General features: G+C 55.4%; 13 protein-coding genes and 1 tRNA gene. 7 read left to right on the forward strand and 7 right to left on the reverse strand.

Features of this window, described 5'->3' with window-relative positions:
- Positions 1–190 precede the first annotated feature (190 nt).
- From murI to VN114_RS09720, 3 genes are all read right to left on the reverse strand, one after another.
- Positions 191–1033, reverse strand: a complete 843-nt coding sequence (gene murI / locus VN114_RS09710; protein ID WP_325514338.1) for a glutamate racemase — start codon at positions 1031–1033, stop codon at positions 191–193.
- Between the two features lie 27 nt (positions 1034–1060).
- Positions 1061–2602, reverse strand: a complete 1542-nt coding sequence (locus tag VN114_RS09715; protein ID WP_325514340.1) for a fumarate hydratase — start codon at positions 2600–2602, stop codon at positions 1061–1063.
- Between the two features lie 66 nt (positions 2603–2668).
- On the reverse strand, positions 2669–3259 hold the full coding sequence (locus VN114_RS09720) for a TIGR00645 family protein (RefSeq protein WP_325514341.1): 591 nt from the start codon (positions 3257–3259) through the stop codon (positions 2669–2671).
- Between the two features lie 268 nt (positions 3260–3527).
- Between VN114_RS09720 and acs the strand changes: the two genes are divergently transcribed.
- Positions 3528–5510, forward strand: a complete 1983-nt coding sequence (gene acs, locus VN114_RS09725; protein WP_325514342.1) for an acetate--CoA ligase — start codon at positions 3528–3530, stop codon at positions 5508–5510.
- A gap of 150 nt (positions 5511–5660) precedes the next feature.
- Positions 5661–5751: transfer RNA gene (locus VN114_RS09730), tRNA-Ser, on the forward strand.
- A gap of 194 nt (positions 5752–5945) precedes the next feature.
- On the opposite strand, the gene VN114_RS09735 is transcribed toward VN114_RS09730, so the two are convergent.
- Positions 5946–6227 (reverse strand): KTSC domain-containing protein, encoded by a 282-nt coding sequence (locus tag VN114_RS09735; RefSeq protein WP_325514344.1) that lies wholly within the window; start codon positions 6225–6227, stop codon positions 5946–5948.
- A 463-nt stretch (positions 6228–6690) separates the two neighbouring features.
- The gene (locus tag VN114_RS09740; protein ID WP_325514345.1) at positions 6691–7404 is read right to left on the reverse strand and encodes a response regulator transcription factor; all 714 of its coding nucleotides are present in this window, start codon (positions 7402–7404) and stop codon (positions 6691–6693) included.
- 374 nt (positions 7405–7778) lie between these two features.
- On the opposite strand from VN114_RS09740, the gene VN114_RS09745 reads away from it, so the two are divergent.
- The gene (locus VN114_RS09745; protein ID WP_325514346.1) at positions 7779–8549 is read left to right on the forward strand and encodes a hypothetical protein; all 771 of its coding nucleotides are present in this window, start codon (positions 7779–7781) and stop codon (positions 8547–8549) included.
- 97 nt (positions 8550–8646) lie between these two features.
- Positions 8647–9075 (forward strand): VOC family protein, encoded by a 429-nt coding sequence (locus VN114_RS09750; RefSeq protein ID WP_325514348.1) that lies wholly within the window; start codon positions 8647–8649, stop codon positions 9073–9075.
- A 36-nt stretch (positions 9076–9111) separates the two neighbouring features.
- On the opposite strand, the gene VN114_RS09755 is transcribed toward VN114_RS09750, so the two are convergent.
- Positions 9112–9243: a hypothetical protein gene (locus VN114_RS09755; RefSeq protein ID WP_325514349.1), complete on the reverse strand. Its 132-nt coding sequence runs from the start codon at positions 9241–9243 to the stop codon at positions 9112–9114.
- 348 nt (positions 9244–9591) lie between these two features.
- Between VN114_RS09755 and VN114_RS09760 the strand changes: the two genes are divergently transcribed.
- A complete protein-coding gene (locus VN114_RS09760; RefSeq protein WP_325514350.1) occupies positions 9592–10092 on the forward strand; it encodes a chemotaxis protein CheW in 501 nt (166 codons plus the stop codon).
- A gap of 108 nt (positions 10093–10200) precedes the next feature.
- Positions 10201–11898 carry a methyl-accepting chemotaxis protein gene (locus VN114_RS09765; protein ID WP_325514351.1) on the forward strand — a complete coding sequence of 566 codons (1698 nt, stop codon included), beginning with the start codon at positions 10201–10203 and terminating at the stop codon, positions 11896–11898.
- 107 nt (positions 11899–12005) lie between these two features.
- Here VN114_RS09765 and VN114_RS09770 read toward each other — a convergent pair whose 3' ends face one another.
- On the reverse strand, positions 12006–14366 hold the full coding sequence (locus tag VN114_RS09770) for a catalase (protein ID WP_325514353.1): 2361 nt from the start codon (positions 14364–14366) through the stop codon (positions 12006–12008).
- 479 nt (positions 14367–14845) lie between these two features.
- Here VN114_RS09770 and VN114_RS09775 point away from each other — a divergent pair.
- A partial coding sequence (locus VN114_RS09775) for a response regulator (RefSeq protein ID WP_325514355.1) occupies positions 14846–15199 on the forward strand: 354 nt, incomplete at its 3' end.

Genomic DNA, 15199 nt, shown 5'->3' on the forward strand with positions numbered 1-15199 from the left:
ACAGGAATCACAATCCTGGACTCTACCAACTGAGCTACGGCCACCATTGCATACGACTACAACTGCAATCTCCCCTGCAAACGCAGCGGAGTTCGAGATTATACAAACTTCGGGGCCTGCTGGCAAACCTTAATTAATTCCGGAATCGAGAGGCTTTTGCCTTGCAGGCGATCCTGCCTGCAGCCCGTGTTCAGGGCAAAATTTCGTTCACGGTCGGGGATTGCTGCAGTAGCGCGGAAAATGCATGTTCCAGTTGCGCCTTGCTGCCGGTGGTGAATGCCTGCAGCGAGCCGGGACGGGTTTCGAAGCGTTGCAGGCCGCGCTGCTGCAACAGCCGCTCAAGCTGGCGTGAGACGGCTTCGCCGGTATCGATAATGGTGATGGGTTGTGTGCTTTCGCGCCGGGCGATGGCTTCGATCTGAGGCTGGACGAACGGATAGTGCGTGCAACCGAGCGCGATGGTATCCGCGCCGCCGTGCAGAATGGGCGTCACGTAACGCTCCAGCATGGCGACGGTTTCCGGCGAGGACAGTTCGCCTTTTTCTATTTTTTCCACGAGGCCGACGCAGGCCTGCGTCAGGAACGACACGCCGGTGGCTTCTGTGATCTGGTCACGCAGCGCGATGAAGCGGCTGCTGGCAAGTGTGCTGGCAGTGGCAAGTACGCCGCCGATGCCGCTTTTGCTGAAAACCGCCGCCGGTTTCAAACCAGGTTCCACGCCTACCACGATCAGATCCGGATGCTGCTGGCGCAATGCCTCGATCGCAGCCGCGGTCGCCGTGTTGCAGGCGACGACAATGGCCTTGATGTTCTTCGCAAGCAGGAAGTCGGCAATCGCCAGCGTGCGTGCAACGATCTGCGCATCGCTCTTGCCGCCATACGGCGCATGGCCGGAATCGCAAAAGCACAGCAGATGTTCGGACGGCAGTCGGGCCTGTACGTGGCGCAATACGGAAAGCGCGCCGACGCCGGAATCGAATATCCCGATCGGTGCTTCGGCCGCATCCTGATCAGGAGTGGTGGAGAAACTCACGTTGTATGGTTGTGCAGGTTCGAAGGATCAGTTGCTGGTCACCGGAATATCGTTCAAGCGAATCTTCTCGATCTTCTCTTTCCATTCTTTCGGTCCGGTCGTGTGTACCGATGTTCCGTTGGAATCGACGGCAACCGTCACCGGCATGTCCTTTACGTCGAACTCGTAGATCGCTTCCATGCCGAGATCGGCAAAGCCGAGCACCTTCGAGGTCTTGATTGCTTTCGACACCAGATATGCCGCGCCGCCGACCGCCATCAAATACGCCGATTGATGTTTCTTGATCGCCTCGATCGCGGTCGGGCCGCGTTCTGCCTTGCCGACCATGGAGATCAGGCCGGTTTGCGCCAGCATCATCTCGGTGAATTTATCCATGCGCGTTGCGGTGGTCGGGCCAGCCGGACCGACGACTTCATCGCGCACCGGATCGACCGGGCCGACGTAATAAATGATGCGATTGGTGAAATCGACCGGCAGTTTTTCGCCTTTCGCCAGCATGTCTTGAATGCGCTTGTGCGCAGCGTCACGACCGGTCAGCATCTTGCCGTTCAACAGCAGGGTTTGACCCGGCTTCCACGAAGCGACTTCTTCCTTCGTCAAGGTGTTCAGATCGACGCGCTTGGATTTTTCGGTATCCGGCATCCAGTTCACATCCGGCCAGTCGGACAGCGACGGCGGATCGAGATACACCGGGCCGGAACCATCCAGCACGAAGTGTGCGTGACGCGTCGCCGCGCAGTTCGGGATCATCGCGACCGGCTTCGATGCCGCGTGCGTCGGGTGCATCATGATCTTCACATCCAGCACGGTGGTCAGGCCGCCGAGACCTTGCGCGCCGATGCCGAGCGCGTTGATCTTGTCGCACAGTTCGATGCGCAATTCTTCTGTCTTGTTTTGCGGGCCGCGCTTTTTCAGTTCGTACATGTCGATGTCTTCCATCAACACTTGTTTCGCCATCAGCATCGCGCGTTCTGCCGTGCCACCGATGCCGATGCCGAGCATGCCCGGCGGGCACCAGCCAGCGCCCATCAACGGCACGGTTTGCATGACCCAGTCGACCAGCGAGTCGGACGGATTGAGCATCACGAACTTGGATTTGTTTTCGGAGCCGCCGCCTTTGGCCGCGACCTGCACGTCGATGGTGTCGCCCGGCACCAACTCCATGTGCACGACCGCGGGTGTGTTGTCCTTGGTGTTCTTGCGCTCGAAATGCGGATCGGCCACGATCGATGCGCGCAGCGTGTTGTCCGGATGGTTGTACGCGCGACGCACGCCTTCATTGACCGCATCGGTGATCGAGCGATCGCCGAAGCCTTCGAGCTTCACGTTCATGCCGATTTTCAAAAACACGTTGACGATGCCGGTGTCCTGGCACAGCGGGCGCTTGCCTTCCGCACACATGCGCGAGTTGGTCAGGATCTGCGCAATCGCATCCTTCGCAGCCGGGCTTTGTTCCGACTCATACGCGCGCGCCAGATGCTGGATGTAATCCTGCGGATGGTAATAGCTGATGTATTGCAACGCAGCGGCAACGGATTCGATCAGGTCGTCTTGTTTGATGATGGTCATGGCAGTTTCGGCTAGAAATGTGGGACGAAAATCAGGGAAGTCGGTGAACGGACTCGGCTAGTGTGATCAGTGGGATTTGTTCAACGCGTGGGTATCGGCCATGATGCGGTCGGCGTAGGCAATTGCAATCGCCGACAGCAGGAACACCAGATGGATCGCCGTTTGCGCGATCAGCGTCTTCGCATCGTAGGCTTGCGCATTGATAAAACTCTTCAGCAGATGGATCGACGAGATGCCGATGATCGCCGTTGCCAGTTTGACCTTCAGCACAGACGCATTCACGTGCGACAGCCATTCCGGCTGGTCGGGATGGCTCTCCAGATTCATGCGCGAGACGAATGTTTCGTAACCGCCGACGATTACCATGATCAGCAGGTTGGAAATCATCACCACGTCGATCAGGCCCAGGACGACCAGCATGATCGTCGTTTCGGTCAGTGTGTCCGGACGTGCTGCGCCGGGAATCGTGACAACGTCGAGGATGTGTTTCAGCGAATCAGGGCTGCCAAGCACGGCGCCGATCAGTACCGTAAGCTCTACCCAGAAGTGATAAACGTACACGCACTGCGCCAGGATCAGCCCGAGATACAATGGCAACTGCAGCCAACGCGTCGCAAAAATGAAGTTTGCCAGTGGATGGATTCGCTTGGGAACCATGGTGTTTTCGTGATCCGGAGAAGATTTCATGAGAGGCGCAGAGTCGGCGAGGGAATAAACGGAATGTGCGCATTTTACACGGGCATGTCCGCTTTCGCGGGAGTCTGCGTACGTTGCCGGTGGCCGTTTGAATGAATATTTTGCAGCGATCGCGGCAGGAATTTGCTGTAAGTTGCGCTGTGCGTTTTGCAGTAAGTTTTGTGTAAGGCCTCAGTAAGCGTAAAAGCTTATTGTGAGCAGCAAACAAAATCCGTAACCGGAGGAGAACATGTCGGACATCGAGAGTTTCAAGCAAGAGGCGCGCGTCTTCAATCCGCCCGCCGATTTCGTCGCCAACGCGGCCATCAGCGGCATGGATGCCTACCGTGCAATGTGTGCGGAAGCGGAAGAAGATTACGAAGGTTTCTGGGCGCGCCTGGCCCAGCAGAACATACAGTGGACCAAACCGTTCACCAAACGACTCGACCAATCCAACGCGCCGTTCTATAAATGGTTTGAAGACGGCGAGCTGAACGTTTCCGCCAACTGCCTCGACCGCCATCTGCACAACGGCAATGCCGACAAGACCGCGCTGATTTTCGAATCGGACGACGCCAAGGTCACGCGCACGACATACAAGGAACTGTACGATCGCGTCTGCAAGTTCGCCAACGGTCTCAAATCGATCGGGGTGGAGAAGGGCGATCGCGTCGTCATCTACATGCCGATGTCTGTCGAAGGCATTTCCGCCATGCTCGCGTGCGCACGCATCGGTGCGACGCACTCCGTTGTGTTCGGCGGCTTCTCCGCCAAGTCGCTGCAGGAACGCATCATCGATGCCGGCGCAGTCGCCGTGCTGACCGCGGATTGCCAGGTACGCGGCGGCCGCCAGTTGCCGCTCAAATCCATCGTCGACGAAGCGCTCGACATGGGCGGTTGCGACACGATTCGCAAGGTCGTCGTCTACCAACGTACCGGCGCAGACATCAACTTTGTCAAGGACCGCGACATCTGGCTGCACGATCTGGTCGAGAAGCAATCGACAGAATGCGCGCCGGTCGCCGTCGGCTCCGAACATCCGCTTTTCATTCTTTACACATCGGGCTCCACCGGGAAGCCGAAAGGCGTGCAGCACTCGTCCGCCGGTTATCTGCTGTGGTCGATGCTCACGATGAAGTGGTCGTTCGACATCAAGCCGGAGGACATCTACTGGTGCACCGCCGATATCGGCTGGATTACCGGTCACACCTATGTTGCCTACGGTCCGCTCGCCTGCGGCGCAACGCAGATCGTCTTCGAAGGCGTGCCGACCTATCCGAACGCCGGCCGTTTCTGGGATATGGTCCAGCGTCACAAGATCAGCATCTTCTACACCGCACCGACCGCGATCCGCTCGTTGATCAAGGCGTCCGAAGCCGATCCGAAAACGCATCCGCGCGAATACGATCTCTCCAGTCTGCGCCTGCTCGGTTCCGTCGGTGAACCGATCAATCCCGAAGCCTGGATGTGGTACTACAAGAACGTCGGCGGCGAACGCTGTCCGATTGCCGATACCTTCTGGCAGACGGAAACCGGCGGTCACGTCATCACGCCGCTGCCGGGCGCAACGCCGATGGTACCGGGCTCCTGCACGCTGCCGCTGCCGGGCATCGCCGCTGCCGTCGTCGATGACGCCGGTCACGATCTGCCGAATGGAAAAGGCGGTCTGCTCGTCATCAAGAAGCCGTGGCCATCGATGATCCGCAACATCTGGAACGACCCGGACCGTTTCACCAAGAGCTACTTTCCGCAGGAACTGGGCGGCACGACCTACCTCGCAGGCGACGGCGCGATCCGCAATGAAGAAACCGGTTACTTCACAATCACCGGTCGCATCGACGACGTGCTCAACATCTCCGGCCACCGCCTCGGCACGGCAGAAATCGAGTCCGCACTTGTCGCGAATCCGATCGTGGCCGAAGCTGCCGTCGTCGGCAAACCGGACGACACAACCGGCGAATCGATCTGCGCCTTCGTCGTCCTCAAGCGTTCGCGTCCGGAAGGCGACGACGCCAAAGCGATTGCCAAGGAATTGCGCGACTGGGTCGCCAAGGAAATCAGCCCGATCGCAAGACCGCGCGAAATCCGTTTCGGCGACAACCTGCCGAAGACCCGCTCCGGCAAGATCATGCGCCGCTTGCTGCGCGTGATCGCCAAAGACGAAGAGATCACGCAGGACATCTCGACACTGGAGAATCCGGCGATTCTGGAGCAGTTGAAGCAGGCTCAATAAGCAGAAGATGGAAGAAAAAAGCCGCCGTTTGATACGACGGCTTTTTCATTTATGGCAACACCATGTTTAGGGCAATAAACATGGTTTAGTGTTTTACTAAACTTTTGCTATAATCTGCGGCTTCGCCAAATCCATCGGCGAACCGAATCAGGAGAGATGGATGAGTGGTTTAAGTCGCACGCCTGGAAAGCGTGTGTAGGTTCATAGCCTACCCGGGGTTCGAATCCCCGTCTCTCCGCCAGAATACAAAAGCCCGCTTATGCGGGCTTTTTGTTTTAGAGGTGAAAAGCAAGCTGATAGCTAGCTCGCGAGGGATTCAAAGGTTGTGCTTGCAAGCACGGATGGCTGTCCTAGGCAAGCATAGCTAGATGAATCAATGCAGCAAAGAGTCGTTGCCACCGAGGGGCAGGTAAATCTACTTTTGCCGGATGCAGATTAAGTTTCCGAATCGTTGTCAGGAGCCTTGAAAAGATCGTTAGCTTGCAGAGCAGTTACTTTCTTTTTTACCGTAGAGCGACGTCCGGAGAACTCTTCCTCAATGTTGTCGCGGTAGTAGCTCCATGCCGAACCTGAAGTGGACAGCTTGCGCCAAACCTCTACGCCAACACCTAAGTAATCGATCGCCGTCCCATCTTCCAATTCAACTCGCAAATTGCGCTCGCGTGTGTCGTATCCAATGGCGCGCAGTTTGCCGGCATTGACCTTTTTCATTTCCATGATTTTCTCCGTTGTCTCGCAATTCGCCCTTCGGAATAGTCTTCCTGGCAATAAAGGGAAAACCAAGAAAGCAGAAATCCAGTTGCTATTGTTAGCCAGTCGTTGCGACAACTTCATGCGTGCATTCCGACCATGTGATCGCTTTCTTGTTGCTAAGCATATCAGTCTCTATGGAAATTGCCGGGAGGGAAATTGCCATACACGGTAGGGATTGTCGCGACGTGAACAAGTGCCGGTGATGTGTGACTGCACGGAAGAGTGCTGGTTCGATAACGATAATCCGACCTTGCTTGCAGGAATAACGGCGCTTCCATCATTCGACATGCCGGCACCTCGCGCCGTACGATGAGCATGCCTCGCGGTCTGGCAGGCGACACGCAGGATGGTCGTGCGTCGCGATACGGAAGAATGTGTTTGCCGATTTCAAGGGTGAGGAACCGACGTACGTAATCGTGTTTGCAACCTAAAAAACATCCAGCCGATAACCAATGCTTTGCACTGGCCTTAGCGTGGCGTTGTGTGCCATATCGATAGAGAGTTTTTTTCGTACTTGAGAAATATGGGTATCAAGCGTTCGCGAAGTGAGCGGTATTTCGTGCCGCCATACTAATTCAGCGATTGTTCGTCGCAAGACTGTTTGTCCGGCATTGCGAAATAACAAGGCCGCGATAGCAAACTCCTTTGGTTTTAACAGAACGGGCTGCGAATCGAGTTGTACGATCTTTCGAGAAAGATAAAAACGGTATGGTCCGATTTCGAACATGTTTGCGTCATCCGCCTCGCGATTCACCCGGATTTTGTATCTTCTAAAGAACGATTGCAGCCGCGCGGTAAATTCGGGAAGACGAATTGGTCTGACGGTGTAGTCGTCAGCACCGGCATACAAGCCTGCAAACACCTGTTCGTCGTATGAGTCCCCGGTTAATAACAAAACGAACGGCTGCCGCGGGTCAACGGTTTTGACCCAGTCCAATATGTTCAAGCCCGTAACATCAGGAAGAGACCAGTCAAGAATAATAAGGTCGAACCATGGCGGACATGATGCGTCCATAAAAGACTTTCCGGTCTTATAGAGATGGCCCACATGACCAGACTCTTCAATAATCCTGAGAAGAAGCCTTGCTTCGTTTTCGTTGCTATCGATGATTGCGATTTTCATGGCAGATGACATGGCCATGAGACTACGGTGTCCATGATGAGTTCTGCATTTCCACGACGCAATCGGTAGAACGGTATCTTCGTCGGTCTAACAACGACATATAACGACGTGTACACGCGTGGTCAAAGCGGCTTGTCGTATTGAGGATACGTCCAATGAAAAATAAATCCGTATGTTTGAAACCGCACAAAAGAAAAATAATACGGTGCACTAATCTTCTGGAAAGCCGCGCAGATCGTTGCCGGCAGCGATCGATGTTTCGGTCGACTTCTTCATTCAGAATCCGGAGATCAGGCATGTCGAACAAGCGTTATGTTGGTTCTGTAAAACAATCCCTCGGTAAATTTGGTGGACGCGCATTGGTGCAGTGCACATCGTTATTCGGTCTTTGCATGACAGCGGCTGTGCCTGCATTTGCCGATCCATCACCGGCGCTTGATCGAGTCAGTGTTTCCGTCGGGGCATTCCGTGCAGAGCCGACGTTCAATGCCGGTGTCGATACGCCGTATGGCAGCGTCGACACGCCAGATCGCAGACACAGCGATGTGACGATTCCGCGAGTGCGGGCCGATATTCTGCTGTTCGACAGCCAGGGTATTTCATTCGATTACTACCGTTACGACCGATCGTATGACTTCGGCGTATCCGGCGGGTCGACCATTAATGGCGAGCCGGTTACAGGTAGCGCAACGTTCAGTTCCGACGTCAAAATCGATTTCGCGCGTCTGGCCTATAAATGGTGGATCGGCAGCGGCAATAGCGTGTTCGGTATCGGCCTGGGTGGCGCGTATTACCGCGCAGATATTTCCGGTAGCGTCCGCGGCACGGTATCGACACCAAGCGAAACCTTTACGGATGGCGTGTCGGATCGCTATACCGACGATGCGGTCGCGCCGTTGATCGAACTTGCGTGGCGTCACGCCTTTACGCCGGATCTGCGCATGTATGTGGAAGCGTCGGGCGTGAAGAAGAATGGCGGCACGCTGGAAGGTCATATCTACAACGGCAATATCGGCCTTGAGTGGTTCCCGTGGCATAACATTGGTCTGGTGGCGGACTACGGGGTATCGCGCGTCAAGCTGGAGCGTAACGGCAGCGACTCGACTGCCGATCTGGATATTCGCTTCAAGGGGCCGTCGTTGTTCCTGAAGGCGCGCTTCTGATTAAATGGTGACGCTATGGGGATGAAAATCCCGAGTCGCCTTTGCATGTTGGATGTGGGAATGGCGGGGAGCAACTGCACTCTACAAGGATCCCATCATGGAACTCCAGGAGCTTTACCGTGGTCGCCTGATCGATCACATTCAACTGGTCGTTGCCGACCTGGTTGCATCACGGGCTTTCTACGGAGCGGTCTTTGATGTTCTGAAGATTCCGATCAATGACGAAAGCGCCGGGTTTTTCTGGGCGGACGAATTTGTCGTTTCGACGGCGGATAGCGAAGCGGCCCAAGGCGAATTGACCGGCCGCCATCACGTGGCGTTTCAGGCGAAGAACAGGGAAATGGTTGACCTGTTTTACAAACAGGCGTTAGCGCATGGCGGCAAGGACAACGGTGCACCGGGCGAGCGCCCATATCATCCCGGGTACTACGCTGCATTCGTGATCGATCCGGACGGCAACAACGTTGAAGCGGTCTACCATGGCGAAGCAAAGCAAAGTGCGGACGCCATTCGGATCACTTTTTAATAGACGCGCGATCAAGGCCTGCTCTGCGGGCTTTGATCAATTGGCCGTCAATGCCGGCCGCATGCATGCCCAGTCGAGCAACAACGCAATCACGCCAGCGCCAAACGCTGCCTGCCCGGATGGCGGCCATCCAGCGCAGTTCTTCGCCACAACGATGGAACGGCGCACATTTCGTTCGCATCCGCATTAGTGGTATCCCTCCCCATGCTTGACCTTGCCGCGAAATACGTAATACCGCCAAACCGTACACATCCTATGTTCCTGGGACGATTTGCCGCATTGGCGAACGAGCAAGGGAACGCTCTGGCAATGCACTTCAAGTTTGCAAAATGGTACGAATGGAATACAACATTTTGCAAAAATGTGTGTCACGAATTACGTGTTTTCGCGCTCTGCGGGTCGGCCCTTCGATACACGACACGATCTTTAACATTGCTCCTGACAAATCTATTTAGGATTGCGAACGTACTTTTTCCCGGAGGTAATAATCGGGCTTGAGTACAAGGGAGCAGTTAAATGAATGAAGGAAGAATCGTGAATACAAATACGCTCTCCCATGGAGAGACGGAAGTTCTGTCGTTCAGGCTCGGCAGCGAAGAATACGGAATAGATATTCTGAAAGTACAGGAAATAAGAGGGTACGAAGCGGTGACTGCAATGGCGAACAGTCCCGATTACCTGAAGGGTGTGATCAATTTGCGTGGTGTCATTGTCCCGATCGTGGACATGCGTATCAAATTCAACATCGGCAATTCATCGTACGACCAGTTCACTGTCGTCATCATCCTGATGATTGGTGAGCACACCATTGGCATGGTGGTGGACAGTGTTTCCGATGTTGTTCCGTTGAAGGCCGACCAGATCAAGCCCCCTCCGGAAATGGGCTCGATCCTTGCCGCTGAATATCTGAAAGGCCTGGGCACGCTGGATGAACGCATGCTGATATTGCTCGACATCGACAAGCTGATGTCGTCAACTGAAATGGGATTCGCCCCCGAACTCAAGCACGCAGCCTGAAGCGACATCGCTTCGTACGCAATCTCACTAATCCCTTGATATGTATCCGTCATGTGACGGATCGGGGAACTGTTGTCTGAAAATCAGGAATAAATGATGTTTAAAAACATGAAAGTAGGAACAAGGCTCATCACGGGTTTTCTAGTGATCTCGATTCTCGGCGCCATCGTCGGCGGCATCGGCATCCGCAATATGAGCATCATCAATGACAAGGCTTCGGAGATGTACCAGAAGGAATTGCTGGGCGTCTCTTACGTCAAGGAGGCCAACATCAATCTTATCTACATGGGCCGCGCGTTGAGTAATTCGCTGTTGTCTTCCACACCGGAAGAACGCAAGCGCTTCTCGGCAAGAATCGAATCGTCGCGCCAGGCCTTCAAGATGAATATGGACAAGGCTCGCCCGCTGTTCTATTCGGACGAGGGTCGAAAGCTGATGACTGATTTCGATGCGAAATATGCGGAATTCGAAACCATGCTCGTCGATTTGACGAAGAAGGTCGAAGCCGAACCATTGCAGGAAAACAGCCCGGTGGTGAAATATTTCTTTGGGACCTTCCGCGACAAGGTGAATGCGATCGATGATCTGATGACCGGTCTTGGAAAAATGAAGGAACAGAATGGTGCGGAAGCGGATCAACTGACCACCGATCTGTACGAGACAAGCCGGACCTACATGATCATTCTAGTGATCGGCAGCGCGCTCGCCGGACTTGCACTGGGCGTGTTGATTACCCGCTCCATTACCCGCCCGCTGGATCGCGCCGTGACGGTTGCACAGACCGTGGCGTCCGGTGACTTGACGAGCAACATTATCGTGGACTCGAAAGACGAGACAGGCAAGCTGCTGTCGGCGCTGAAGGACATGAATACGAACCTTGTAAAAATCGTCGGAGAAGTCCGTAGCGGGACGGATACGATTGCGTCCGCGTCCAACCAGATTGCAACGGGTAACCTGGATCTGTCGTCACGTACCGAAGAACAGGCCAGTTCGCTGGAAGAAACCGCTTCTTCGATGGAGGAGCTGACTTCGACCGTAAAACAGAACGCGGACAATGCGCGTCAGGCGAACCAGCTCGCCGTATCGGCATCGGAAGTTGCAGAGAAAGGCGGAGCGGTTGTATCTCAGGTGGTCGAGACCATGAATTCGATTACCGAGTCCTCGAAGAAGATCGTCGACATCATCGGCGTCATCGACGGCATCGCTTTCCAGACGAACATCCTGGCATTGAACGCCGCCGTTGAGGCAGCGCGTGCCGGCGAACAAGGCCGAGGCTTTGCCGTCGTCGCCAGCGAAGTACGCAATCTTGCGCAGCGCTCGGCTGCAGCGGCAAAGGAAATCAAGGGATTGATCGACACATCCGTGGAGAAGGTCGACGCCGGCAGCAAACTGGTTGGCGAAGCGGGGACCACAATGGGCGATATCGTCGATAGCGTCAAACGCGTTACCGACATCATGGCGGAGATCACCGCTGCCAGCCAGGAACAGACGGCCGGTATCGAACAGATCAATCAGGCCATTTCGCAAATGGACGAGGTCACGCAGCAAAATGCCGCACTGGTCGAGGAAGCTGCCGCTGCATCGCAATCGATGCAGGATCAGGCCGGCAAGCTGACCGAGGTCGTGAGTGTATTCAGGTTGTCTGCCGCGAACGATGCAGGTTCGCCGCAGGTGGTGCACGCAACGACCAGGGCTGCCGTTTTGCCGTCCGCTCAACGTCCTGCCCCATTGCCGAAACCGGCATGGCCGGCACAACGGCAACTCGCCGCGGTTGCCGGCGCAAGTACAGATTGGGAAGAGTTCTAATCTTCCTCACGGCTGAGTAACGTGAATAAGGTGAATAAGGTGAACAAGGCGAGTAAGCCGAGTAAGCCCAAAAAAAGCCTTGCCGTCGACGGCAAGGCTTTTTTATTTCAAATAGCCGGCGGGTCGGTTTCTCGTGCGAGTTCCTTGTGCGCGGTCATCGCCTTGATGAAGGCATTAAGGGCGGTGTCTGTTTTTTTCTCGTCGATTCCCACAATAGAAGCGTCCTTGTCGCCGGAAGGAAGCGTCGGTGTAATGCCCGCTTTCTCCAGCAACGACTGCGCCGCACCCATCGCCATGATGGGCTTGCAATGGCGGTATTGATCCTTGATGAATTCGAGAACCTGTCCGTCCTTGATGAGTGTTGCGACCGATTCGGCGCCATCGGGAATGGCAACCGCATCGTACAGGACGGACGGACCCGCTTCGACCGAAATTTCTGCATGCAGGGTTTCTGCATCCGTTGCGGGTACTTCGCCCAGGGTGATGCCGACGAAGCGAGGTACCGCGCCGCTATCCAGCAGAGTGGTATAGATCGACCTCGCCATGGCACCGTCCACGCCGGGTGCGATCAGGATCGCCACACGTCGCGTTTTGATGTCCCTGGCTGGATAGGACATCATCGATAAAGCGGGCGACGGCTCATAGGTATGTGCCGGTAACGGCGAAATGTTCGGCGCAGGCGGCGGTACTGGAAAGCCGAGTCCGCGCGCCACGCCTTCGGCGAGCGTGCTGTCGACGTTTGCGAGCAGAGAAACCACGCGCTCGCGAATGGCCTGCGTTTGCACGCGTGTCAGTTCGAAGCGGAACGCCTTGATGATGTGATTCTGTTCTGCAGGGGACTGGGATTTCCAGAACAGATTGGCTTGTGAATAATGGTCGGCAAATTTCTCCGGTTTGCCACGCACCTTATCGGCGGCAACCGGTTCGGGGTAGCTGGTAAAACCTTTCAGACTGCCGGCCTGGAACGGACAACCGCCTCCGAGGGAATTGGGCTCGTAGGAAACACGGCCGCGTGCGATGGCCTGACGATGCATGCCGTCGCGTTGATTGTTGTGGATCTGTGCGATGGGTGCATTGATCGGAATTTCATGGAAGTTCGGACCGCCGAGGCGCGTGATCTGGGTATCCACATAGGAGTGGATGCGTCCCTGCAGTAACGGGTCGTTTGAGAAGTCGATGCCGGGGACGATGTGCGCGGTACAAAACGCCACTTGTTCGGTCTCCGCGAAAAAGTTGTCGGGATTGCGGTTGAGGACAAGTTTGCCGACCGGGATGACGGGCACCATTTCTTCCGGCACGATTTTGGTTGGATCGAGAATGTCGAATTCGAATTCCTCTGCCTGCTCTTCGGAAAAAACCTGCAAGCCCAGTTCCCATTCGGGATAGGCACCGGCTTCGATTGCTTCCCACAGATCGCGGCGATGGAAGTCCGGATCTGCACCGGAAATCTTGACAGCCTCGTCCCATGCCAGTGCGTGCGTGCCGGCGGTCGGTGTCCAGTGGAATTTGCAGAAGACGGCTTCGCCTTCGGCGTTGATCAGGCGGAAGGTATGCACGCCGAACCCCTGCATCATGCGATAGCTGCGCGGAATGGCGCGATCCGACATTTGCCACAGCAACATGTGGGTCGATTCAGGCATCAGCGAGACGAAATCCCAATAGGTGTCATGGGCGCTGGATGCCTGCGGCATGGCAAAGTGCGGCTCGGGTTTGACGGCGTGTACCAGGTCGGGAAATTTCATCGCATCCTGAATGAAGAAAATCGGCATGTTGTTGCCGACCAGATCCCAGTTGCCTTCATCCGTATAGAACTTGACGGCAAAGCCCCGAACGTCGCGCGCGGTATCTGTCGAACCACGCTCGCCGGCCACTGTGGAGAAGCGAACAAATACCGGTGTCTGCTTGCCGTCTGCGGCAAACGGTGCAGCCTTTGTCAGCGGCGTAAGCGCCTTGTAGCATTCAAAGTAACCATGCGCAGCAGAACCTCGTGCGTGGACGACGCGCTCGGGGATACGTTCATGATCGAAGTGCGTGATTTTTTCACGAAGAATGAAATCTTCTAAAGCGGTCGGCCCGCGCAGGCCGATTTTCAGCGAGTTCTGATTGTCTGCAATGGCGACGCCCTGATTGGTCGTCAGATGCCGATCGCCGGAATCGACGCGTACACGGTCGAGCGAGTCGATTGTCGCATTCACGCCTTGTGGCGGCTTGCCTGATCCGACTTTTTCCGAAGCGTTACTTTCCGTGACTGTGCTCGATGTGACCACGGCCGAGGGCGGTTTGGCGGTTGCACCTTGCGGAGGATGATAGGCTGCATCGCCTATTTCTGCCGGCTTGTTCGGGTTGCTGGGCATCGCGGACGAGAGGGCTCCTGTGCCAACGACTTTCTTCAGCAAATCGGCAGGCGCGGCTTTTGTCGGTGTTGCGCCTGGCGCTTTTCCGGTCGAGGGGCCGGACACTGTGGCCATTACAGATCCACTGCTTTCAGGAAATTTTGGGGTGGGCATGGTTTCTCTCGTAAGGTGAAGGAGACACTCTGGTCAAGTGGACATTAATCCTTACGGAGGATAGAGGTGCTGTTGGCAAGCGGATATCAGACATTGCGCTGTTCCGGTGTAGGAGAGCGCTTCGCCGATGTGAATCGGCGGGAAACCTGAATGAAAAAAGCGTTCCTTGAAAGCTTTGTCGCGGGGGGCTACGGGCGAAGTTGAAGAGCGATGGCGCTGATCTCATGAACCGGCGCGATGGAAGAATCGTCGTTATGCGGGGGATGAACAGCAAGGCAGGTTCGGGCACCAAGCCTACGTCACGGTCTGATTTACCTTCGTTGCAACAGGATTGGTGCAGTTGGAGGCGCTATTTCACAATTTTTAACGTTTTCCCACACAAATTCAGGAATATCCCTACATAAATTAAAAACGCAGAGTGCCATAATCATCGGCATCTCATGAAAAAATCGATCCTGTTAATTGAAGATGAAGTAGACGCTCTTGCCTTGCTCGAAATGTACTTCGAGTTGCAAGGGTTCGAGGTCCTCTGCGCGCGCGATGCGCTGGAGGCGTGGGAACTGCTCGAACGTCGCCGCCCGTCGATCATCTTGTCCGATTACCTGATGCCGAAGATGAACGGGATCGAGTTTTGCGAGAAGCTGAAGGGAAATCCTCCGTATGCGGACATCCCTTTTATATTGATGACCGGAACGCCGCATTTACCGGATTGTGCACTGCCTGACGCGGTGTATCGAAAGCCGATGCGGCTCGAGAAATTACTGCAGGATCTGGAGCGTCTGATGGACGACAAT

It is taken from the genome of Oxalicibacterium sp. (genome assembly GCF_035565035.1).
Lineage (GTDB): Bacteria > Pseudomonadota > Gammaproteobacteria > Burkholderiales > Burkholderiaceae_D > Oxalicibacterium.

Coding starts and splice junctions, on each gene's coding strand:
- VN114_RS09735 (WP_325514344.1), bottom strand. CDS start 6,227: ATGGAAATGAAAAAGGTCAATGCCGGCAAACTGCGCGCCATTGGATAC.
- VN114_RS09715 (WP_325514340.1), bottom strand. CDS start 2,602: ATGACCATCATCAAACAAGACGACCTGATCGAATCCGTTGCCGCTGCG.
- VN114_RS09745 (WP_325514346.1), top strand. CDS start 7,779: ATGACAGCGGCTGTGCCTGCATTTGCCGATCCATCACCGGCGCTTGAT.
- VN114_RS09760 (WP_325514350.1), top strand. CDS start 9,592: ATGAATGAAGGAAGAATCGTGAATACAAATACGCTCTCCCATGGAGAG.
- VN114_RS09740 (WP_325514345.1), bottom strand. CDS start 7,404: ATGGCCATGTCATCTGCCATGAAAATCGCAATCATCGATAGCAACGAA.
- acs (WP_325514342.1), top strand. CDS start 3,528: ATGTCGGACATCGAGAGTTTCAAGCAAGAGGCGCGCGTCTTCAATCCG.
- VN114_RS09720 (WP_325514341.1), bottom strand. CDS start 3,259: ATGGTTCCCAAGCGAATCCATCCACTGGCAAACTTCATTTTTGCGACG.
- VN114_RS09770 (WP_325514353.1), bottom strand. CDS start 14,366: ATGGCCACAGTGTCCGGCCCCTCGACCGGAAAAGCGCCAGGCGCAACA.
- VN114_RS09765 (WP_325514351.1), top strand. CDS start 10,201: ATGAAAGTAGGAACAAGGCTCATCACGGGTTTTCTAGTGATCTCGATT.
- VN114_RS09750 (WP_325514348.1), top strand. CDS start 8,647: ATGGAACTCCAGGAGCTTTACCGTGGTCGCCTGATCGATCACATTCAA.